This window comes from Raineyella sp. LH-20 (genome assembly GCF_033110965.1).
In the GTDB taxonomy this organism is placed as follows: domain Bacteria; phylum Actinomycetota; class Actinomycetes; order Propionibacteriales; family Propionibacteriaceae; genus Raineyella.
This window is the reverse complement of sequence record NZ_CP137003.1, coordinates 647,711-669,449: the sequence shown is the minus strand read 5'-3', so window position 1 is coordinate 669,449 and position 21,739 is coordinate 647,711. Positions and strand designations below refer to the sequence as shown.

The 21,739-nt window shown below is 69.9% G+C and carries 19 protein-coding genes; 12 read left to right on the top strand and 7 right to left on the bottom strand.

Features of this window, described 5'->3' with window-relative positions:
• Positions 1-14 precede the first annotated feature (14 nt).
• From R0146_RS02935 to R0146_RS02925, 3 genes are read right to left on the bottom strand one after another with little or no spacing between them, the layout of a single operon-like run.
• A complete protein-coding gene (locus R0146_RS02935) occupies positions 15-686 on the bottom strand; it encodes a methionine ABC transporter permease (RefSeq protein ID WP_317691362.1) in 672 nt (223 codons plus the stop codon).
• Complete coding sequence (locus R0146_RS02930; protein WP_317691361.1) at positions 683-1,705, bottom strand: methionine ABC transporter ATP-binding protein; 1,023 nt, start codon at positions 1,703-1,705, stop codon at positions 683-685. The genes R0146_RS02935 and R0146_RS02930 overlap by 4 nt, the downstream gene beginning before the upstream one ends.
• Positions 1,702-2,541, bottom strand: coding sequence for a MetQ/NlpA family ABC transporter substrate-binding protein (locus R0146_RS02925; RefSeq protein ID WP_317691360.1), 840 nt, complete (start codon positions 2,539-2,541; stop codon positions 1,702-1,704). The genes R0146_RS02930 and R0146_RS02925 overlap by 4 nt, the downstream gene beginning before the upstream one ends.
• Positions 2,542-2,961: 420 nt before the next feature.
• On the opposite strand from R0146_RS02925, the gene R0146_RS02920 reads away from it, so the two are divergent.
• Entirely contained in the window at positions 2,962-4,968 is a 2,007-nt protein-coding gene (locus tag R0146_RS02920; RefSeq protein ID WP_317691359.1) for a PTS mannitol transporter subunit IICBA, read from the top strand.
• Positions 4,969-4,973: 5 nt separating this feature from the next.
• A complete protein-coding gene (locus R0146_RS02915) occupies positions 4,974-6,020 on the top strand; it encodes a zinc-dependent dehydrogenase (protein WP_317692325.1) in 1,047 nt (348 codons plus the stop codon).
• A gap of 48 nt (positions 6,021-6,068) precedes the next feature.
• Here R0146_RS02915 and R0146_RS02910 read toward each other — a convergent pair whose 3' ends face one another.
• On the bottom strand, positions 6,069-6,281 hold the full coding sequence (locus R0146_RS02910) for a dodecin (RefSeq protein WP_317691358.1): 213 nt from the start codon (positions 6,279-6,281) through the stop codon (positions 6,069-6,071).
• Between the two features lie 114 nt (positions 6,282-6,395).
• On the opposite strand from R0146_RS02910, the gene R0146_RS02905 reads away from it, so the two are divergent.
• A complete protein-coding gene (locus tag R0146_RS02905) occupies positions 6,396-7,121 on the top strand; it encodes a TSUP family transporter (protein ID WP_317691357.1) in 726 nt (241 codons plus the stop codon).
• A 128-nt stretch (positions 7,122-7,249) separates the two neighbouring features.
• Here the strand turns inward: R0146_RS02905 and R0146_RS02900 are convergent, their stop codons facing one another.
• The 3 genes from R0146_RS02900 to R0146_RS02890 all read right to left on the bottom strand — a co-directional run bounded on the left by R0146_RS02900 (position 7,250) and on the right by R0146_RS02890 (position 10,007).
• On the bottom strand, positions 7,250-8,110 hold the full coding sequence (locus tag R0146_RS02900) for a sugar phosphate isomerase/epimerase family protein (RefSeq protein WP_317691356.1): 861 nt from the start codon (positions 8,108-8,110) through the stop codon (positions 7,250-7,252).
• 46 nt (positions 8,111-8,156) lie between these two features.
• Positions 8,157-9,152 (bottom strand): inositol 2-dehydrogenase, encoded by a 996-nt coding sequence (iolG, locus tag R0146_RS02895; protein ID WP_317691355.1) that lies wholly within the window; start codon positions 9,150-9,152, stop codon positions 8,157-8,159.
• A gap of 111 nt (positions 9,153-9,263) precedes the next feature.
• A complete protein-coding gene (locus R0146_RS02890; protein WP_317691354.1) occupies positions 9,264-10,007 on the bottom strand; it encodes a GntR family transcriptional regulator in 744 nt (247 codons plus the stop codon).
• Between the two features lie 158 nt (positions 10,008-10,165).
• Between R0146_RS02890 and iolC the strand changes: the two genes are divergently transcribed.
• From iolC to R0146_RS02845, 9 genes are all read left to right on the top strand, one after another.
• Positions 10,166-11,152 (top strand): 5-dehydro-2-deoxygluconokinase, encoded by a 987-nt coding sequence (gene iolC, locus R0146_RS02885; RefSeq protein ID WP_317691353.1) that lies wholly within the window; start codon positions 10,166-10,168, stop codon positions 11,150-11,152.
• Complete coding sequence (locus R0146_RS02880) at positions 11,152-12,018, top strand: Cgl0159 family (beta/alpha)8-fold protein (RefSeq protein ID WP_317691352.1); 867 nt, start codon at positions 11,152-11,154, stop codon at positions 12,016-12,018. Before iolC ends, R0146_RS02880 begins: the two co-directional genes overlap by 1 nt.
• A gap of 34 nt (positions 12,019-12,052) precedes the next feature.
• On the top strand, positions 12,053-12,946 hold the full coding sequence (iolB, locus tag R0146_RS02875; protein WP_317691351.1) for a 5-deoxy-glucuronate isomerase: 894 nt from the start codon (positions 12,053-12,055) through the stop codon (positions 12,944-12,946).
• A 2-nt stretch (positions 12,947-12,948) separates the two neighbouring features.
• On the top strand, positions 12,949-14,850 hold the full coding sequence (gene iolD, locus R0146_RS02870) for a 3D-(3,5/4)-trihydroxycyclohexane-1,2-dione acylhydrolase (decyclizing) (RefSeq protein ID WP_317691350.1): 1,902 nt from the start codon (positions 12,949-12,951) through the stop codon (positions 14,848-14,850).
• A gap of 89 nt (positions 14,851-14,939) precedes the next feature.
• Positions 14,940-16,433, top strand: a complete 1,494-nt coding sequence (locus R0146_RS02865) for a CoA-acylating methylmalonate-semialdehyde dehydrogenase (RefSeq protein ID WP_317691349.1) — start codon at positions 14,940-14,942, stop codon at positions 16,431-16,433.
• 265 nt (positions 16,434-16,698) lie between these two features.
• A complete protein-coding gene (locus tag R0146_RS02860; protein WP_317691348.1) occupies positions 16,699-17,907 on the top strand; it encodes a Gfo/Idh/MocA family protein in 1,209 nt (402 codons plus the stop codon).
• Between the two features lie 127 nt (positions 17,908-18,034).
• Positions 18,035-19,654, top strand: coding sequence for an MFS transporter (locus tag R0146_RS02855; protein WP_317692324.1), 1,620 nt, complete (start codon positions 18,035-18,037; stop codon positions 19,652-19,654).
• A gap of 36 nt (positions 19,655-19,690) precedes the next feature.
• A complete protein-coding gene (locus tag R0146_RS02850; RefSeq protein ID WP_317691347.1) occupies positions 19,691-20,557 on the top strand; it encodes a sugar phosphate isomerase/epimerase family protein in 867 nt (288 codons plus the stop codon).
• Between the two features lie 18 nt (positions 20,558-20,575).
• Positions 20,576-21,562 carry a LacI family DNA-binding transcriptional regulator gene (locus R0146_RS02845; RefSeq protein WP_317691346.1) on the top strand — a complete coding sequence of 329 codons (987 nt, stop codon included), beginning with the start codon at positions 20,576-20,578 and terminating at the stop codon, positions 21,560-21,562.
• Positions 21,563-21,739 lie beyond the last annotated feature (177 nt).

Genomic DNA, 21,739 nt, shown 5'->3' with positions numbered 1-21,739 from the left:
GCGCGGTCCGGGGCTCAGCGTTTGTGCGCCCGGGCCCGCACCCAGCCGTCGCCGATCATCTGGATGCCCTGCACCAGGATGATCAGCACCACGACACAGGCGATCAGCACCTGGTTGTTGAACCGCTGGTAGCCGTACACCAGGGCGAGGTCGCCCAGCCCGCCACCGCCGATCACACCGGCCATCGCCGACGAGCCGACCAGCATCACCAGGGTCAGCGTGGAGCCGGCGATGATGCCGCTGGCAGCCTCCGGCAGCAGCACCTTGCGGATCACCTGCAGGTCGGTGGCGCCCATCGCGGCAGCCGCCTCGACCCGGCCACGCGGCACCTCGGCCAGTGCGTTCTCCACCACCCGGGCGAAGAACGGGATGCCGGCGATGCTCAGCGGCACGATCGCGGCGGTCGGGCCGATCGCGGTGCCGACGATCAGCCGGGTCAGCCCCAGCAGCAGGATCAGCAGCACGATGAACGGCATCGACCGGACGATGTTGACGATGGTGCCCAGCACCTGGTTGACCGTCGCGTTGGGCCGCAGCCCGTGCCGGTCGGTGATGTGCAGCAGCACGCCGAGGGCGACCCCGACGACGAAGGCGATGACGAAGGACACGCCGACCATGTAGACGGTCTCCAGGGAGGCCGTCCACAGCTCGGGCAGCGCCTTGATCCAGGTGATCTTGTCGGTCATGCCAGGTCCTCGTCGATCTGCGGGGTGGCCGCGAGCTGGTCGAGCCAGGTCAGCCGCACCTGGTCGTGACGGGTGAGGAAGCCCTCGACCAGCGACCGGTCGACGTCGGCGGCGAACTGCAGCACCACGCGGCCGACCCGCCGGGCGCCGCTCCGCTCCACCCCGCCGGCGACCACCGAGATGTCCAGGTCGTACGTACGGGCCAGCTCGCTGAGCCACGGCTGGTCGGCGTCGTCGTCGAGAGCGGTGATCAGGGCGGCCCCTGGGCGGCCCATCGTGCCCGCGGGGACGGGGGAGATCAGCTGGCCCAGCGCCGAGGAGGCGTCGGTGACCAGGTCGACTACCGGGCCGGACTCGGTGATCCGGCCGTGCTCCAGCAGGGCCGCGTGGGTGCAGATCCGCCGGACCACCGCCAGCTCGTGGGTGATCAACAGGATCGTCACGCCGACCGACCGGTTGACCCGGGCGAGCAGGTCGAGGATCTGGGTGGTGGTCGCCGGGTCCAGGGCGCTGGTCGGCTCGTCGCACAGCAGCACGTCGGGCCGGGCGGCGAGGGCCCGGGCGATGCCGACCCGCTGCTGCTGGCCGCCGGACAGCTGGGAGGGATACGAGCGCTCGCGGCCCTGCAGGCCGACCAGCTCGATCAGCTCGGCCACCCGGGACCGGCGCTCCGCGTCGGGGGTGCCGGCCAGTTCCAGCGGCAGGCTGATGTTGTCGGCGACGGTGCGGGAGTGCAGCAGCTCGAAGTGCTGGAACACGGTCCCGATCCGGCGCCGGGCCGCCCGCAGGTCCGCGGACGACAAGGTGGTCAGGTCGTCCCCGTTCAGGACGATCCGACCACCGGTGGGGCGCTCCAGCAGGTTCAGACAGCGGAGCAGGGTGGACTTGCCGGCGCCCGAGGGCCCGACGATGCCCTGGATGGCACCGTCGGGCACCCGCAGCGTGACGCCGGTCAGCGCCTCGACGTCACCGTGCTGTCGCGTGGTGTACGTCTTGGCGAGCTGGTCGATCTCGATCACTTGGCACTCTCATGGACGGGGACGATGGAGTCACCGTACTTCTGCTTGATCCAGGCCGCGGTCTGGGGGGACTCCAGCGCCGCGGCGAGTTCCTTCATGCCGGGGTCGTTCTGCTTCGCCGTGGTGGTCACCAGGATGTTGGCGTACGGGTTGTTGGCGACGGGCTCGGTGACCAGGCCGTCCTTGGACGGGGTGAGCCCGGCCTCGATGGCGTAGTTGGAGTTGATCACCGAGGCGGCGACCTGCGGGTCGTCGAGCGTACGCGGCAGCTGTGGGCGGTCCAGCTCGACGAACTTCAGCTGCTTGGCGTTGCTGGCGATGTCGGCCTCGGTGATGGTCGACATGTTGGCCTCGGTGGCGGGCTGCTTCATCGTCAGCAGCCCGGCGGTCTGCAGTACGTACAGCGCGCGGGCGTAGTTCGTCGGATCCTTCGGCACCGCGACGGTGGAGCCGGCCGGGATGTCGGCGACGGCCGTGTACTTGTGGGAGTAGATCGACATCGGCTCGAGGTGGGTCGAGGCGACGCTGACCAGGTTGTTCGTCTTGTGCTGGGCCTGCCAGTCGTCGAGGTAGGGCTTGTGCTGGAAGAAGTTCGCGGAGACGTCGCCGGCCTCGAGCAGCTGGTTCGGGTCGACCTCACCGGAGATCGTCTCGATCTGGATCTTGGTGTCCTTCAGCTGCCCGGAGTCCTGGACGTACTGCAGGATCTCGGCGTGCGGCGTGGCGTCGGCCGAGATCTTCAAGGTCTCCTGGCCGGCGGCACACCCGGCCAGCCCGACGGTCGACAGGGCCAGAGCCGCCACGGCGGCGGCGAGGGTGTGGAAACGGGTGGTCATGAGCGTCCTCGGTGTCGGTGCGGTCAGCAAAGAGCGCCAGGGTGTGGCGCACCGCCAAAGATTAGTCAGAGTTATCTACGCGTGCAAGTTGGCTTATGTGAGTTCGGGTGGTGTCGAGTGTGTGAGGGCTTGCGAGATGTCCGGCCCATGCCCGATTGCTCGGCCCGGGCTGGTGGCAGTGGATAGGCGCAGTGGTGCGGCGTACGCGTCCCTCGGGCGGCAATCGCCGGCAGGCAAGGTTGGTGGTTGTCTTCGTTTATGTGGCCTTAATGTTGGTTTATGTCCAAGTCGTGACCGTACTGCGAGAAACGCAGACGATCGGATGGCCTTGACAAACACAAACGGGCGCAGGACTCTGGAGTCCACGGTCAAAGACGATCCTGTCCGGTCCGTACGGGCAGTCACACCAACGGAGTTGAGATGTCTCTCCCTCTCCCTGACGCACGAGTCAACAAGAACCTCGAAGGACACGGGTTCCGGGCCTCGGTGCAGAAGTTCGGCGGCTTCCTCGCCGGCATGATCATGCCGAACATCGGCGCGTTCATCGCCTGGGGCCTGCTGACGGCCCTCTTCATCCCCACCGGCTGGACCCCCAACGCCGACCTGGCCAAGCTGGTCGACCCGATCATCACCTACCTCCTCCCGCTGTTGATCGGCTACACGGGTGGCCGTACGGTCCACGGCCAGCGCGGCGCCGTGATCGGCGCGATCGCCACGATGGGCGTCGTCGTCGGTGCCTCGGTGCCGATGTTCCTCGGCGCCATGTTCATCGGTCCGGTCGCGGCCTGGCTGCTGAAGCAGTTCGACAAGGTCGTCCGGGACAAGGTCCCGTCCGGCTTCGAGATGCTGGTCGACACCTTCTCGATCGGCATCTTCGGCGCAGCGCTGGCGATCCTCGGTCGGTACCTGATCGAGCCGGTGGTCACCGCACTGGTGAACTGGATGGCCGGCGGCGTGGACTTCCTGGTCGCCCGGCACCTGTTGCCGCTGGCCTCGATCCTGGTCGAGCCGGCCAAGGTGCTCTTCCTCAACAACGCCGTCAACCACGGCATCCTCACCCCACTCGGCATCGAGCAGGTCCGCCAGGCCGGCAGCTCGATCCTGTTCATGGTCGAGTCCAACCCCGGTCCGGGCTTCGGGCTCCTGCTGGCCTACTGGATCGCCGGTCCGCGGGTGGTCCGGGGCACCGTCCCCGGCGCCATCATCATCCACCTCTTCGGCGGCATCCACGAGATCTTCTTCCCGTACGTCCTGATGAAGCCGAAGCTGATCCTCGCCACCATCCTCGGCGGCATGTCCGGCGTGCTCACCGGCACCCTGCTCGGCGCCGGCCTGGTCGCTCCCGCCTCGCCCGGCTCGATCATCGCCTGGATGGCCGTCACCCCGCGCGGCAACTACCTCGCCAACCTCGCCGACTTCGCCGTCGCCACCACGGTGGCCTTCCTGGTCGCCTTCCTGATGCTGAAGGCCGAGCGTCAGCCCGACGTGTTGGTCGAGGAGGTCGAGGCACCGGAGACCGAGGCCGAGATCGCCGCGGCGGCTGCCGCCGCTGCCGCCGCCGGTCCGACGATCAGCGGGCACGACGTCCGCCAGGTGGTGATCGCCTGCGACGCCGGCATGGGGTCCAGTGTGATGGTCGCCAGCGCGATGAAGAAGAAGCTCAAGCCGTACGGTGTGGACGTGATCCACACCCCGGTGAACGAGATCCCGGCCGACGCCCAGGTCGTGCTCACCCAGGAGGGGCTCGCCGACCGGGCGCACCGCCAGGTGCCCAACGCGGCCATCGTGCCCTTCAAGGTGTACATGGGTGACCCGGCCTTCACCGCCGTCGAGCAGGCCATCAAGGCCGGCGCTCCGATCGGCCCCGACCTGATGGCCGGCCCCGCCGCTCCGGCGGCGGCCACCGCCCCGGCCGTCGCAGGCACCGCGGCCGGTGTCGCCGCAGCGGGTGCGGCCACCGCCACCCGGCCCCGCCGGCGCAAGAAGCTGCCCTCCGACGTGCTGCCGCGGGAAGCGATCCAGCTCGCGCTGCCGAGCCGCACCAAGGACGACGTGATCCGCCTCTGCGGTGACGTCCTGGTCGGGGTCGGCGCCACCGATCCGGCCTACACCGACGCGATGTTCACCCGTGAGACGCAGGTGTCGACCTTCATGGGCAACGGCTTCGCCATCCCGCACGGCACCAACGAGGCCCGGGCGTACGTCAAGAAGACCGCGCTCGGCTTCCTCCAGTTCCCCGAGGGGATCGACTGGGACGGCAACACGGTCTACGTGGCCATCCCGATCGCCTCCGCCACCGATGAGCACGTGGGGATCCTCGGCGCCCTCGCCGGCGTGCTCGCCGACCCCGCCAGTGCGGAGAAGTTGCGTACGGCATCCAGTCCAGACGAAGTGATGGAGCTGCTGGCTCCGGAAGAAGGAGAGTGAACCAGATGAAGGCGTTGCGCTTCTACGCCCCCAAGGACGTCCGGGTCGAGGATGTGCCGGAACCCGTCTGCGGTCCGAACGAGGTGAAGATCAAGGTCAAGAACTGCTCGACCTGCGGCACCGACGTCAAGATCTACAACAACGGACACCCGAACATCACCGGGACCACGACGATGGGCCACGAGGTCGCCGGTGAGGTCGTCGAGGTCGGGGCGAACGCCCTGGGCGGCTTCCAGGTCGGCGACCGGGTGCAGTCCATCGCCGCCGTCCCTTGCGGTGAGTGTTACGAGTGCACGAAGGGCTGGATGGAGGTCTGCCAGAACCAGACCTCGGTCGGCTACCAGTACGACGGCGGCTTCGCCGAGTACATGATCGTCCCCGAGCAGGTGCTCAAGGTCGACGGCCTCAACCGGATCCCCGACGGCGTCGGCTACGACGAGGCCTCGGCGGCGGAGCCGTTCGCCTGCGCCATCAACGCCCAGGAGCAGGTGGGCATCGAGGAGGGCGACTTCGTGGTCGTCTTCGGCGCCGGCCCGATCGGCTGCATGCACACCAGGATCGCCCGGGGCGTGCACAAGGCCGGCACCATCGTGCTGGTCGACATCAACGCCGAGCGGCTGACGATGTCCGCCGACGCGGTCCACCCGGACGCCACCATCGACGCTTCGACCGAGGACGTCGTCGCCAAGGTCCTGGAGATGACCGGCGGTCGAGGCGCCGACGTCGTCATCACTGCGACCCCGGCGAACGTCACCCAGGAGCAGGCGGTCGCGATGGCCGCCCGCAACGGCCGGATCTCCTTCTTCGGCGGCCTGCCGAAGACCAACCCGACGATCACCCTGGACTCCAACCTGGTGCACTACCGCCAGCTGCACATCCACGGCGCCAACGGGTCCTCGCCCGACCACAACAAGCGGGCGCTGGCCTACATCGCCTCGGGCCAGGTGCCGGTCAAGGACCTGATCACCGCGCACGTCCCGTTGGAGCGGGTGCTCGACGCCTTCGAGATCGTCCGCAAGGGCGAGGCGATCAAGGTCACCGTCGAGCCCTGACCGTACGTCGCCGTCGGCGACCCGTCATCCGCGCCCGCCTGCCCGAGGTCAGTCCTCGGGCAGGCGGGCGCCGATCTTCAGGGTGACCTGGTGGTGGGCGACGCGACCGTCCACCACGTGTCCGCGGTGCTGGACGACCTCGAACCAGTCGACCGCGCCGTACCGGGTCTCGGCGGACGCGATGGCGCGGGCGATGGCGTCGTCGCTGCTGTCGGGAGAGGTCCCGACCAACTCGACGATCCGATAGGTGTGGCTGCTCACGGTGGTTCCTCCCCCGAAAAGGGTGTGATTCAGATCACTGTAGCGGTGTGCCGAATCCCTGTCCGGCCACTGAATGGGCGCACAACTGATCGAAATGTACATACATAATGGATCATGCTCCCCCTCACGTTCGCCGGCTGGCTGCTGCTCGGCACCGCTGCGTTCATCGGCGGCTTCTCGAAGACCGCCCTCTCCGGCGCCGCGACCGCTGCCGTCGTGCTCGCCGCCCTCGCGCTGCCGGCCAAGGAGTCGACCGCCGTTCTGCTGGTGATGCTGCTGGCCGGTGACGCCTGGGCGCTGCGCACCTACTGGCACGACGCCGACTGGCGACTGCTCGGCCGCTTGTTGCTGCCTGTCGTGCTCGGCGTGGCCGCCGGCGGGGTGTTCCTCGGTCGGGTCGACGACGGGGTGCTGCGTCGTACGATCGGCGTCATCCTGCTCGTCCTGCTGGTGGTCGGCCTGCTCACCCGGCGGCACCGGCCCGGGGCGGCGGAGGCCCGGGCGTACGGCGCGCTGGCCGGCTTCACCACCATGGTCGCCAACGCCGGCGGACCGGCGATGAGCCTCTACCTGCTCGGCGCCCGCTACGGCAAGCTGGCCTTCCTCGGCACCACCGCGTGGTTCTTCGCCACCGTCAACCTGGCCCTCAAGCTGCCGGTGATGATCGGGCTGGGCATGATGACCCGACCGGTGCTGCTGACCGGGCTGGTGTTCGTCCCGGTGGTGTGGCTCGGGGCCTGGGTCGGCCGGATCGTCGTCGGCCGCTTGGACGACGTGTGGTTCGCCCGGCTGGTCACCGGCTTCGTGGTGCTCTCCGCGGTCTACCTGGTGTTGGTCTGACGGACGGTGGATCCGGACACAGTGCGACAGTCCGACACAGCGCGACAGCCCGACACAGCGCGACGGCGCGTACCGACTGTGCGGTACGCGCCGTCGCGCTGTGGGGTGTGGGCCCGGCGAGCCGGGGATCAGGCCAGCGCCTGCAGGGCCTCCAGTGAGGCCTTGGCGGAGACCACCGGGCCACCGTCGGCCGGCGGCTCGCCGTCCAGCATGATGTCCTGCTCCAGGACGTAGTAGCCGTCGAAGCCGGCGGCGTCGAGGGTCTTCACGATGTCGGCGAAGTCGATGTCACCCTCGCCGATCGGGGCGAACATGCCGCCCTTGACGCCGTCGGACCAGGACAGCTCGCCGGGCAGCAGCTTGTCGGTCATCTCCTTGTGGATGTCCTTGGCGTGCACGATGGCGACCCGGGCGGCATACTCCCGGGCGAGCGCGGCCACGTCGGCGCCACCGGCGGCCAGGTGGCCGGTGTCCAGGCACAGGCCGACCGAGGAGTGGTCGAGCACCCGGCGGACCTCGTCGACGTTCTGCACCATCGTGCCCCAGTGCGGGTGGATGCAGGCGGTGACGCCGGCCTCGGCGCACACCTCGCTGATCCGGGTCAGGTTGGTGAAGAGCGTCTGCCAGCCCTGCTCGTCCAGCACCGGACGGTCGTCGTAGCCGTCACGGCCGGAGTCGGCGGCCAGGATGAGGTACTCCCCGCCGGCGACGGCGAACGCCTCCAGTTCGCGGCGGACGGCCGGGATCGGATCGTGGTCGGGGTCGTGCATCACGGCGAGGAAGAACGAGCCCACCGGCTTCAGCGCGTAGCCCGCGACGGCCTTGGCGCGTGCCTGGGGCGCCTCCGGCAGCCAGCCCTGCGGGCCGAACTCGGTGGCGGTGAGGCCGATGGCCTTCATCTCGGTCAGCACCCGCTCCGGGGTCATCTGGTATCCCCAGCCGGGGACCTCGCAGACGCCCCAGGTGATGGGGGCTCCGGCGATCTTCATAGGTCTGCTCCTTTGCAGTCGTTCTGCGTGTGAGGGGTGTGGAGGGTCAGAGTCGTACGGTGGCGCCGGTCCGGGCGGACGTGCCGGCCGCCTCGGCGATGCGCAGCGCCTCGACACCGTCGGCGACGGTGGGGGAGACCGGGGTGCCCTGGGTGAGGGCCTCGATGAAGGCGGTCAGCTCGGCGCGGTAGGCGTCGGCGTAGCGCTCGAGGAAGAAGTCGAGGTAGGGCGCCTGCGCGTCCGAGGCCTCCCGGGTGGACACCTTGAGGGTGGTCGGGCGCTGGTTCTCGGCGAGGATCGCGCCCTCGGGGCCGAACGCCTCGAGCCGCTGGTCGTAGCCGGTGGCACAGTGTCGGGAGTTGATGATGGTGGCGGCCGCCCCGCTCGCGGAGCGCAGCACGATGACGGCACCGTCGAAGTCGCCGCTGTCGGCGAGCTCCGGGTCGAGGTGCTGTCCGGTCGCGGTGACCTCGGCGACGTCGCCCAGGAAGAACCGGGCGGTGTCGAAGTCGTGGATCGTCATGTCCTTGAAGATGCCGCCGGACTGGGCGAGGTAGGCCTTCGGCGGGGCCGCCGGGTCGCGGGAGATGATGGTCAGCTGCTCCAGCGCGCCGATCGCGCCGTCGCCGACCAGGGCGTGCGCCCGGGCGAAGGACGGGTCGAACCGCCGGTTGAAGCCGAGCATCACCGGGACGTCGGGCAGCTCGGCGAGCCGGTGCTGCAGTTGCTCGGCGTCGGCCAGTTGCATCGCCACCGGCTTCTCGCACAGGGCGGGCTTGCCGGCCTTCACCGCGGCGAGGATGTGCTGCACGTGCAGCGGGGTGGGGGAGCCGATCACCACCGCGTCGACGTCGTCGGCCGCGAACACCTCCGCGGCGTCCGTGCAGGTGCGGGCGCCGTACGTCGCAGCCACCGACTCCGCGGCGGCGACCACCGGGTCACAGACCAGGGAGAGGGTCGCCGCGGGATGGGCCGCGATGGTCCGGGCGTGCACCTGACCGATACGTCCTGCCCCGATCAGTGCGAAACGCAGTTGAGTCATGCCTGTTCCTCGTCACCGGCGGACCGGCCTCGCTGCCGGCCTCGTGAAGCCATGACTCGATTCAAGCGGAACGTCCAGCCAAAGTCAACAAAATGTCAGAACAAACACGTTTCAGTGGGCGACAAGGGTCAGGTCGAAGGAGTACAACGACGGGCGGTAGATGTGGTTGCCGTACTCCACCACCCGGCCGGTGGCGTCGTACGCGGTGCGGCTCATGGTGAGCAGTGGGGCGCCGACCGGCTCGGTCAGCAGCTCCGCCTCCTCGGCGGTGGCGGCCCGGGCGCCGATCACCTGCTTGGCGGTGGCGATATGGATGCCGTGGTCGTTGAAGCACCGGTAGAGACCGTGCTCGTTGAGGTCGGTCCAGGACGGGGCCAGGTCGATCGGGATCAGGTTGGTCAGCACGGCGAGTGGGCGGTTGTCCGCTGAACGGAGTCGGGCGATCCGGACCACGCCGGTGCCGGGGGCGACCGCCAGGCGGTCGGATTCCTCCTCGTCGGCCTCGTGGACGTCGTACGACAGCACCTTGGTGCTCGGCGTGAAGCCCTCGCGGGTCAGGTCGTCGTAGAGCGAGGTGAGCTCGATCGGCCGGTGCACCTGTGGTGGGGTGACCGTCGTGCCGACGCCGCGCCGGCGGGTCAGCAAGCCGCGGTTCACCAGCTCCTGCAGTGCCCGGCGGGCGGTCGGCCGGGAGACGTCGAGGCGCTGGGCCATCGAGATCTCGTCCTCGATCCGGGCCCCCGAGGCGAGCTCGCCGGAGAGGATCGCCTGCTCGATGGGCTCGGCGATCTGCTTGTACAGCGGCTCGTCGGAGTCCCGGTCGATGACGATGGCCGGCTCGTAGTACTCGCTCATGGTCGTCCTTGTCCCTACAGCGTTGCCCAGTATTGCTAGCCCTCACTCTAGCCAACTGTGACAAGCATGGGTATTTGTGCAGACAAAGTGTTGACCTTGTCCGTGTCGTCAGGCAGACTGTTCCTCGAGGCTCAGTCCCAAAGGAGAGGCAGGCAGCAGTGGACCCGTCAACGTCATCCGTCCCTGACGTCCTCACCATCGGCCGTAGTGGTGTGGACATCTACCCGTTGCAGATCGGTGTCGGGCTGGAGGAGGTGACGTCGTTCGGGAAGTTCGTCGGCGGGTCGCCGACCAACGTCGCGGTCGCCGCCGCCCGGATGGGGCACTCCTCCGCGGTGATCACCGAGGTCGGCGACGATCCGTTCGGTCGCTTCGTCCGCCAGGAGGTGGCGCGGCTCGGGGTGGATCCCCGCTACGTGATCACCAATCACGACTTCCTCACCCCGGTGACGTTCTGCGAGATCTTCCCGCCGGACGACTTCCCGCTGTACTTCTACCGGCAGCCCTCGGCGCCCGACCTGCAGATCCGCCCCGCGGACATCCCCGAGGACGCCGTCCGGGGCGCGAAGATCTTCTGGCTGTCGGTCACCGGGCTGTCGGTCGAGCCGACCCGCAGCGCGCACCACCGCGCGTTGGACCTGCGGGGCCGTACGCCGCTCACCGTCCTGGACCTCGACTACCGGCCGATGTTCTGGGAGAACGAGCAGGTCGCCCACACCGAGGTCGGCCGGGTGCTCGACCGGGTCGACATCGTGGTGGGCAACAAGGAGGAGTGCCGGATCGCGGTCGGCGAGACCGAGCCCGAGCGGGCGGCCGACGCGCTGCTGGAGCGCGGCGTGGAGATCGCCGTCGTCAAGCAGGGGCCGCTCGGCACCCTCGCCAAGACCCGCGACGAGCGGGTCGTCGTCCCGGTCACGCCGGTGCAGGTCTGCAACGGTCTGGGTGCCGGCGACTCCTTCGGCGGCGCTCTCTGCCACGCCCTGCTGGAGGGCTGGGACCTCGCCAAGGCCGTCTCCTTCGCCTCCACCGCCGGCGCCATCGTCGCCTCCCGGCTGGAGTGCTCCACGGCGATGGCCACCGAGCAGGAGGTCCTCGACCTGATGGCCGCCAATCCTGCCTCCGCACCGAGGACCGAGGCCCTGTGATGACACTGATCGAGAAGCTCACCGAGATCCGCTTCCACGACCCGCAGGCGGTCCGCCGTGCGCTGGCCGACCGGCCCCGCGGCACGCTGCCGGCCGGCGACGCGAAGCTGATGATCATCGCCTGCGACCACCCGGCCCGCGGCGCCCTGGGAGCCGGGTCCGACCCGATGGCGATGGCCTCCCGCGAGGAGGTGTTGGCCCGCTGCCTCGAGGCGCTCGGCCGCCCCGGCGTCAACGGCTTCCTCGGCTCGGCCGACATCATCGAGGATCTGGCTCTGCTCGGCGCCCTCGACGCCAAGTTGGTCTGGGGCACGATGAACCGGGTCGGCCTGCAGGGCGCCTCGTTCGAGATGGACGACCGCTTCAACTGCTACGACGCCCGCGGCATCGCCGACGCCGGGCTCGACGGCGGGAAGATGCTGCTCCGCCTCGCGTACGACGACGCCGGCACCGCCTCGACGCTGACCTCGTCGGCGCACGCCGTCGACGAGCTGGCCGACCGGGGCCTCACCGCGATGGTCGAGCCGTTCGTCAGCAGCCGTCGTGACGGGCGCGCCGTCAACGATCTGAGCCCCGACGCGGTGATCCGGTCGATGGCGATCTCCTCGGCCCTGGGGCGTACGTCGGCCTACACCTGGCTGAAGCTGCCCTGCGTCGACGAGATGGAGCGGGTGATGGAGGCGACCACGCTGCCCTGCCTGATCCTCGGCGGCGAGGTGCCGGACGACCCGGAGGCCGCCCTCTCGGGCTGGGCCACGGCACTGTCCCTGCCCAACGTCCGCGGTCTGGTGATCGGCCGCTCGCTGCTCTTCCCGCCCGACGGGGACGTCGCCGGCGCGGTCGACCGGGCCGTGGCCGTGCTGTGAACGACGCGACTGTGACAACACTCCTGTGAAAGGCATGGCTGTGAACGACAACGACCGTTACGTCATCCGGGCCGGGGAGACCGCCCACGAGGCGTTCGAGACCGACCTCACCGTGGAGCGGGCCGGCTGGGACTGGTGCTCGCTGCGGGTCCTCGCGCTGCCCGCGGGCGGCCGCCAGGAGGTGTCCAGCGGTGACGCCGAGCTGCTGGTGCTGCCGCTGGCCGGTGGCTGCCGGGTCGAGGTGGCGGGGGAGTCGTACGACCTCGCCGGTCGCCGGGAGGTGTGGACCGCGGTCACCGACTACCTCTACGTCCCGCGGCACACCACCTTCGTGGTGTCCAGCGCGGCGGGCGGCCGGTACGCCCTGCCGGCGGCGAAGGCCACCGCCGACCTGCCGGTGCGCTACTGCGCGGTCGGTGAGGTGGTCAGCCAGCTGCGCGGCACCGGCGACTGCTCCCGCCAGGTCAACAACTACGCCCTCGGCAACGCCGTGCCGACCTCCCACCTGCTCGCCTGCGAGGTGCTCACCCCGGGCGGCAACTGGTCCTCCTACCCGCCGCACAAGCACGACGAGCACACCGAGGTGGAGCGGATCCTGGAGGAGATCTACTACTACGAGGTCCGCCCGGCCGCGAACGGCACCACCGGGATGGCCCTGCAGCGGATCTACCCCTCGCCCGGCAAGCCGATCGACGTCTGTGCCGAGGTGCACAGCCGCGACATCGTGATCATGCCGTACGGCTACCACGGCCCCTCGGTCGCCGCCCCCGGCTACGACCTCTACTACCTCAACGTGATGGCCGGCCCGGCCGAGGACTCGACCTGGCTGATGACCGACGACCCGCACTACACCTGGCTGCGCCAGGAATGGCAGACCGGCGAGGTCGACCCTCGTCTGCCGATGACCCCACTGACCCCGCAGGAGTGACCATGGACACCGTCAACCCGACCGTACGACTCACCGTCGGACAGGCCATCATCCGCTTCCTGGTCAACCAGTACGTCGAGCGGGACGGGGTCGAGGAGCGGTTCGTCACCGGAGCGCTCGGCATCTTCGGCCACGGCAACGTGGCCGGCATCGGCCAGGCGCTGCTGCAGAACGAGCTCGACCCCGCGCCGGACGGTGGCGCGATGCCGTACTACATGCCGCGCAACGAGCAGGGCATGGTGCACGCGGCGGCGGCGTACGCCAAGGCGACCAACCGGCTGCGGGCGATGATGTGCACCGCCTCGATCGGCCCCGGCTCCCTCAACATGGTCACCGGCGCCGCGCTGGCGACCACCAACCGGCTGCCGGTGCTGCTGTTCCCCTCCGACCAGTTCGCCACCCGCTTCCCCGACCCGGTGCTCCAGCAGCTCGAGGACCCGACCTCGCTGGACATCTCGGTCAACGACTGCTTCCGGCCGGTGTCACGCTTCTTCGACCGGATCAACCGTCCCGAGCAGCTCATCCCGTCGCTGCTCAACGCGATGCGGGTGCTCACCGACCCGGCCGACACCGGCGCCTGCGTGATCGCCCTGCCGCAGGACGTCCAGGCCGAGGCGTACGACTTCCCGGCCGGCCTGTTCGACCGGCGGGTCTGGCACGTCCGCCGCCCGGTGCCCGAGCCGGCCGCGCTGGAGCGTGCGGTCGCGCTGATCCGGGCCGCCCGGCGTCCGCTGGTGATCGCCGGCGGCGGGGTGATCTACTCCGAGGCCGCCGAGCAGCTGCGGGCCTTCGCCACCGCCACCGGCATCCCGGTCGCCGACACCCAGGCCGGCAAGGGCGCGATCAACTTCGACCATCCGTGCGCCGTGGGCGGTGTCGGATCGACCGGTGGTGACTCCGGCAACCACCTGGCCGACAAGGCCGACCTGGTGATCGGCATCGGCACCCGCTACTCCGACTTCACCACCGCCTCGCACACCCAGTTCAAGGACCCCGACGTACGGTTCGTCAACGTCAACGTGGCGGCCTTCGACGCCGCTAAGAACTCCGGCGAGATGGTGGTGGCCGACGCCCGGGAGGCCCTGGTCGCACTGACCGCCGCCCTCGACGGGCACCGGGTGGACGCGGCGTACGCCACCGAGATCGCCGCCGAGAAGGAGGCCTGGGCCGCCGCGACGCAGCGGTGCTACCACCTCGGCCACGGGCCGCTGCCGGCGCAGACCGAGGTCTTCGGCGCGCTCAACGAGCTGATGGGCGACGAGGACGTGGTGATCAACGCCGCCGGCTCGATGCCCGGTGACCTCCAGGCGCTGTGGCAGGCCCGCACCCCGGTGCAGTACCACGTCGAGTACGCCTTCTCCTGCATGGGCTACGAGATCCCGGCGGCGATGGGCGTCAAGCTGGCGCTGCCCGACGCCGAGGTGGTCGCCATCGTCGGCGACGGCACCTACCAGATGCTGCCGATGGAGCTGGCGACCATCGTCCAGGAGGGCCTGAAGGTCATCTTCGTGCTGCTCCAGAACCACGGCTTCGCTTCGATCGGTGCCCTGTCGGAGTCGCGTGGCTCGCAGCGGTTCGGCACCCGCTACCGTGCCGGCGGCGGCCGCCCGCACACCGAGGACGGCGCCCCGCTGCCGGTCGACATCGCCGCGAACGCCGAGTCGTGGGGCATCAGGGTGCTCCGGGTGCACACCATCGACGAGTTCCGGGCGGCCTACCGCGAGGCGGCCGCCGGCGATCGGGCGGTGATGATCCACATCGAGACCGACCTCTACGGGCCCAACCCGCCGGCCTCCTCCTGGTGGGACGTCGCCGTCTCCCAGGTGTCGCGGCTGGAGTCCACCCAGCGCGCGTACGAGGAGTACGTCGCCGCGAAGCAGCCGCAGCGCCACTACCTGAACTGATCCCGGCCGGCCGGGCCCCGGCCCGACCGCTCCCGGACCATCCCATCCACCACTTCCCACGCAGCACACGCACAAGGAGTAGTAACCCCATGAAGACGATCGAACAGTGGATCGACGGCGCCCCGTACCACGGTGAGCCCGTCCGCCGGACCCCGGTCGAGAACCCCGCGACCGGCCGGATCGAGGCCGAACTGCTCGAGGCCTCCGCGGCCGACGTCGACCACGCCGTCCGGGTGGCCCGCCAGGCACAGCTCAGCTGGCGGAAGGTCTCGCTGGCCAAGCGGATGGACATCATGTTCCGGATGCGCCAGCTGGTCCTCGACCATTCCGATGAGCTCGCGACCTCCATCGTGAACGAGCACGGCAAGACGTACTCCGACGCCATCGGTGAGATCCAGCGCGGCCGGGAGACCCTCGACTTCGCCTGCAACATCGCCGCCGCACTGAAGGGCGAGATCTCCTACGACGTCTCGACCGGCGTCGACGTGCACACGCTGCGCCAGCCGGTCGGTGTGGTCGCCGGCATCGGCCCGTTCAACTTCCCGGTGATGGTGCCGATGTGGATGCACCCGATCGCCATCGCCACCGGCAACACCTTCGTGCTGAAGCCGCCGTCCCCGGCGCCGACGGCGTCGATGATCATCGCCCGGCTGTACAAGGAGGCGGGCCTGCCGGACGGCGTTTTCAACGTCGTCGCCGGCGACCGGCACGTGGTGAGTGCGCTGCTGGAGCACCCCGGCATCGACGCGGTGTCGTTCGTCGGGTCCACCCCGGTGGCCGAGATCATCCAGGAGACGGCGACCACGCACGGCAAGCGGGTCCAGGCTCTCGGCGGCGCGAACAACCACGCCATCGTGCTGCCCGACGCCGACCTCGACCACGCCGCCCAGCACATCGCCGCGGCCGCCTTCGGTGCGGCCGGTGAGCGCTGCATGGCGCTGCCCGCGGTGGTCGCGGTCGGCGGGATCGCCGAGGAGCTGGCTCGTCGGGTGGCCGAGCACGCCGGAGCGTACGTGGTGGGCTCCGGTTTCGAGGCCGAGACGGACCTCGGGCCGGTCATCTCGGCGAAGGCGAAGGAGCGGATCACCGGGCTGATCGACGACGCCGAGCAGCGCGGGGCGCAGATCGTCCTGGACGGCCGGTCGGCCACCGTGGCGGGCTTCGAGGGCGGCCACTTCCTGGCCCCCACGGTGATCACCAAGGTGCCGCTGGACGCCCCGGTCTACACCGAGGAGATCTTCGGCCCGGTGCTGACGATCGGCGAGGCGGAGACGTACGAGGAGGCGATCGCCCTGGTCAATGCCCAGCCGTTCGGCAACGGGGCGGCCATCTTCACCCGCGACGGGGGAGCGGCGCGCCGGTTCACCCTCGACGTGGAGGCCGGCATGGTCGGCGTCAACGTGCCCATCCCGACCCCGGTGGCCTACTACTCCTTCGGTGGCTGGAAGGACTCGTTGCTCGGCGACACCCACATCCACGGCCCGGAGGGTGTGCGCTTCTGCACCCGCGCCAAGGCCGTCACGGTGCGCTGGCCGGGCGACACGGTGCACGCCGCCACCACCTCCTTCGAGCGGGAGGCGTGAGGGCACCGTCGACCGGCGGACGCCGGGCTGAGCTCCTGCACAGGGGGCCTGATTTGCTAGGACAAATCAGGCCCCCTGTGGCCGTGCGGAGGGGTGAGTTACCGTCGTTCGGTCGGACCTCCAGTGATGGCGCCACGGTTGCCCTGCTGCCGGAGACCCACCGGAATCAAATGTCCTAAGAAGACTTTTCATTTGACCTAACATATGGCATTCTGAAGCAACGAGGCCACAGCGGTGTGGCCCTGGCAGCCAAGGAGGGCGCGACGTGTCGGACGTAGACGCCAGTAGTAACCCACGGGTCGGCGTGGGGGTGATCAGCCTCGGTTGGATGGGCCGCGTACACGCCCGCGCCTACCGGGGCGTCGCCGAGTACTTCCCCGATCTGGGCGTTCGCCCGCGGCTGGTGTCCGCGTGCGACACCGTGGCCGAGACCCGGCTGGCCGCCGTCGGCTCGCTGGGCTTCCAGCGCGCGACGCCGGACTACCGCGAGGTGCTGGCCGACCCCGAGGTCGACGTGGTGTCGATCTGCGCGCCGAACTTCCTGCACCGGGAGATGGCGCTCGCGGCCGTGGAGGCCGGCAAGCCGTTCTGGATCGAGAAGCCGATGGGCGTCTCCGCCGCCGAGTCGCGGGAGATCGCGCTGGCCGCGCAACAGGCCGGGCTGGTCACCTCTGTCGGCTTCAACTACCGGCACACCCCGGCGATCGAGCAGGCCCGCCGGCTGATCCGGGCCGGTCGCCTCGGCCGGATCACCAACGTCCGGGCCTGGCTGATCGCCGACTACGCCTCCTCCCCGGAAGGCCCGCTGACCTGGCGCTACGAACGGGGCCGTGGCGGCTCCGGCGTCATCGGTGACCTGATGAGCCACGGCGCCGACCTGGTGCAGTACCTGGTCGGACGGATCGCCTCGGTCTCGGCCGTCTCGCAGACCTTCATCCCCGAGCGGCCCATCCCGACGAAGGTCGGCGTCGGGCACACCGGCTGGGAGGTCTCCGACCAGAAGGGCCCGGTCGAGAACGAGGACTGGGTGGCCCTGCTGGTCCGCCTCGACAACGGTGTCGTCGGCACCCTGGAGGCCTCCCGGGTCAGCGTCGGCCCGCGCGCCGAGTACATCATCGAGGTGTACGGCACCGAGGGGTCGCTGCGCTGGAACTTTGAGCACCTCAACGACCTCGAGGTCTGCCTCGGCCGTGACCAGGAGTTCCAGGGCTACACCCGGGTGATGGCCGGCCCGGACTTCCCGGAGTTCCACCGCTTCCAGCCGGGCGCCGGCACGTCCATGGGCTTCGACGACATGAAGTCCATCGAGGCCGCCCAGTTCCTGCGGTCGTACGCCACCGGTGAGCAGCTCGCCCCGTCGGTCGCCGACGGATGGGCCGCCGCCGAGGTCGACGAGGCCGCCGTGGCCTCCGGTGCGGACGGTCAGTGGCACGACGTGCCACGCGTCTCGGGCACCACCACCTACGACATCTGATCACCGTGCGCCGCCCGCTCGGTCGGGCGATTCGACAAGGGAGTCCCTCGTGCACACCTCCGCTTCATCCTCTGCGCCTCACCCTGAGGCCATCACCCTCGACGTCTCGCGCGACGAACTGCGCGAGCTGGCCGATCGTACGCCGGCCTCCGGCAAGCACCGCTCGATCGTCGCCATCGCCGGCGTGGCCACCCTCGGCTCGCTGCTCTTCGGCTACGACACCGGCGTCATCTCCGGCGCCCTGCCGTACATGTACATGCCGGCGGCCGCCCACGGCCTGCACCTCGGCGCCCTGGAGGAGGGCCTGATCGGCGGCACGCTGCTGATCGGCGCCGCCGTCGGCGCCCTGCTCGGCGGCCGACTGTCCGATCGTTACGGCCGTCGGCACAACATCCTGATGCTCGCGCTGGTCTTCCTGGTCGGCGCGCTCGGCACCGCCTTCGCGCCCACCCTCTGGGTGATGTACCCGTTCCGCTTCATCCTCGGCTTCGCCGTCGGCGGCGCGTCCGCCACCGTGCCGGTCTACCTGTCGGAGACCGCCCCGAAACGCATCCGCGGCACCATCGTCGCGATCGACCAGCTGATGATCGTCACCGGGCAGCTGCTGGCGTTCGCCTTCAACGCGGTGATCAACCAGGCGTACGGTGGCCCGTCGCTGACCATCACCGCCGATCCGGGCGGCCTGCTGCAGCCCGGCACGCAGAGCTGGGACAACGTCGCCGGCCTGCAGTCCGCACTCGGCGGCCCGCTCGACCCGTCCACCTGGGCGTCGTACGTCAACCACCTCACCATCGCCGGCGGCAACGGCAGTGCCTGGCGGCTGATGCTGGTGCTGTGCAGCATCCCCGCGATCGCCCTGTGGTTCGGCATGCGAGTGATGCCGGAGTCCTCCCGCTGGTACATGGTCCAGCGCCGCTACTACGAGGCGATCGGCTCCCTGAAGCGGGTCCGTGACCAGCGTGACGGCGACATCGTCGACGAACTCGACGAGATGGTGGAGAAGGAGCGCCGCGAGGCGGCGCTGCCCAAGGGCACCTTCCGCGACATCGTGAACACCCCGTGGATGCGGCGGCTGTTCCTGGTCGGCATCCTGCTGGCCGTCTGCAACCAGACCACCGGCGTCAACACCGTGATGTACTACGCCCCGAAGGTCCTGGAGTACGCCGGTCTCGGCACCTCGGCCGCGATCACCGCGCAGGTCGCCAACGGCGTGATGTCCGTGCTGGGCTCCGCGCTCGGCCTGTGGCTGGTCTTCAGGTTCCGCCGCCGCCAGATCCTGATCACCTGCATCATCCTGGTCGCCGTCAGCATGTTCGCCATCGCCGGTCTGTTCACCGGGCTGATCCAGCCCTACATGGCCGCCGGCACCAAGCCGCCGCTGTTCGCCCCGATGCTGGTGCTGGCCGCGATGGGCTTCTTCATGCTGGTCGTCCAGTCCGCCAACGGACCGGTCGTCTGGACGATGCTCGGCGAGATGTTCCCCGCCCGGGTCCGTGGCATCGCCAACGGTGCCGCCGTGTTCTGCATGTGGGTGGTCAACGCGATCATCACCTTCACCTTCCCGGCGATGATGAGCAACCTCGGCGGCGGCCTCACCTACACCCTCTACGGCGTCGTGAACGTCATCGTGGCGATCGCCCTGTGGCGGGTCATGCCCGAGACCTCGGGGCGCTCGCTGGAGGAGCTCGAGGAGCACCTCGAGGAGGTCTACACCCGGCCCGGCGACACGGTGCCGGTCCAGGTCTGACAACCCATCCCGCAACCCCACTCCCAGGAGGCCCCCATGGTCGACATCGCCCTCGACCCGAACATGTACTACCGGACGATGTCCACCGCGGACACCCTGCGCAAGGCGGCCGAGCTCGGTTTCGAGCAGGTGGAACTGTCCCCCAACGAGGAGTTCCACTTCTGGCACCGCCACCCGAAGGCGGACGACGAGCTCGTCGCCGACCTGCGCCGGGCCTCCCGGGAGACGGGGGTGCGGATCCGTACGCTCAATCCGGTCTTCGACTGGTCCAGCGTCGACGAGCAGGAGCGCGCCGCCCAGCTGCGCAACTGGCGGCGGCTGCTGGAACTGGCCGACCAGCTGGACGTCCGGGAGATCACCTCGGAGTTCTCCGGCAACCCGAACACCCCGCGGGAGTGCGAGCACCAGTGGTACCGCTCGATCGAGGAGCTCACGCCCGACTTCGAGCGCTACGGGATCCGGCTGAACATGGAGGCCCACCCGTACGACTTCGTGGAACGGCACGACCAGGCGTACGGCGTGGTCCGCGGGGCCAACCGGGACTGGATCGGGTACGAGTACTGCTGCCCGCACACCTACCACCTGTCCGACGGGGCCGGTGACGTCGAGCGGATGATCCGCAGCTGCGCACCGAAGCTGCGGGAGGTGCACGTCGCCGACGCGTTCAACCACCGCGCCAACGACGGCAACCGCTACATCATCAACCCGCCGGGCGTCGACGCCAGGGTCCACCAGCACAACGAGCTGGGCCTGGGCGAGGTCCCCTTCGACCGGGTGTTCGCCACGCTGAAGGAGATCGGCTTCGACGGCGTACTGTCGGTGTGCGTCTTCGGCTGGCACGAGCGGGCCGACGACATCAACCGTCGGATGCTCGCCCGCCTGCGGGAGGAATTCCCCGCCTGACACCCCAGGAGACCCGAGGTGAACGACCCCACCCAGAGCGACGTGGCGCGCCTGGCCGGAGTCTCCCGTGGTCTGGTCTCGCTGGCACTCTCCGGGTCCCCTCGGGTGGCCCCGGAGACCCGCCGGCGGATCGTCGCGGCCGCCGAGGAACTGGGTTACACCCGCAACCTCGGCGCCGCGACGTTGGCGTCCGCCCGCTCACCGATCGTCGGCGTGCTGCTGCCCAACCTGCGCAACCCCTTCTTCGAGGCCGTCGTCGAGGCGATCCAGGACGCCGCTCGGGCGCACGCGCTGCTCCCGCTGGTCGCCACCGCCTCGAACGACGACGCCCGCGAGCGCGCCGTGATCGGCCGCTTCCAGGAGTTGCGGGCCGCCGGCGCCGTGCTCGTCTCACCCTTCGCCCGGGCCGACGCCCTCGAGGCGTACGCCGCCCAGGTGCCGGTCGTGACGGTGGGCAGCGAGGCGCTGTCGCCCCGGGTCGACGCCGTCCACGTCGACGAGGCGGCCGCCGCGGACCTGCTGGTCGACCATCTGCTCGGCCGCGGCTATCGCGGGATCGTCCATCTCTCCCCGCGGCACGGGGATGCCGACCCCACCGTCTCGGTCCGCCGCCGGGAACAGCTGCGGGCGATGGCCGCGCGCGGACTGGCCCCGCGCTGCCTGGAGGCGGAGGACGACGCCGGCGAGGTCGTCCGCCGGCTGCTCGCCGCGGAGCGGCCCGCGGCGCCCTGGGCGATCACCGCCCACAACGACCTGATGGCGCTGGACGTCGTGGCCGCCCTGCGCGCCGCCGGGCTGGTGGTCGGCCGCGACGTCGGCGTCACCGGCTTCGACGACACCTATCTGGCCGGTCGGACCGAGTTCTCCCTGACCTCGGTCGACCAGGATCCCGCCCTGCTCGGCGGGGCGGCGCTCGACCTGCTGGTCGCCCGCCAGGCCGATCCGACCCGTCCCGGGGAGGACCGGGTCGTCGCTCCGCGGCTGACCGTACGCACCTCGGCGTAGCCCGTACGCACCTCGGCGTAGCCCGTACGCACCTCGGCGTAGCCCGTACGCACCGCGGCGTAGCCGGTACGCACCGCGTGGGCACCCGACGTGTGACCTTAATGACAGGTCAAATCACTGTATTGACAGGTTGTTTCGTTCTGGCTGATAGTGGAGGCGTCACTATTAACGCGCGTC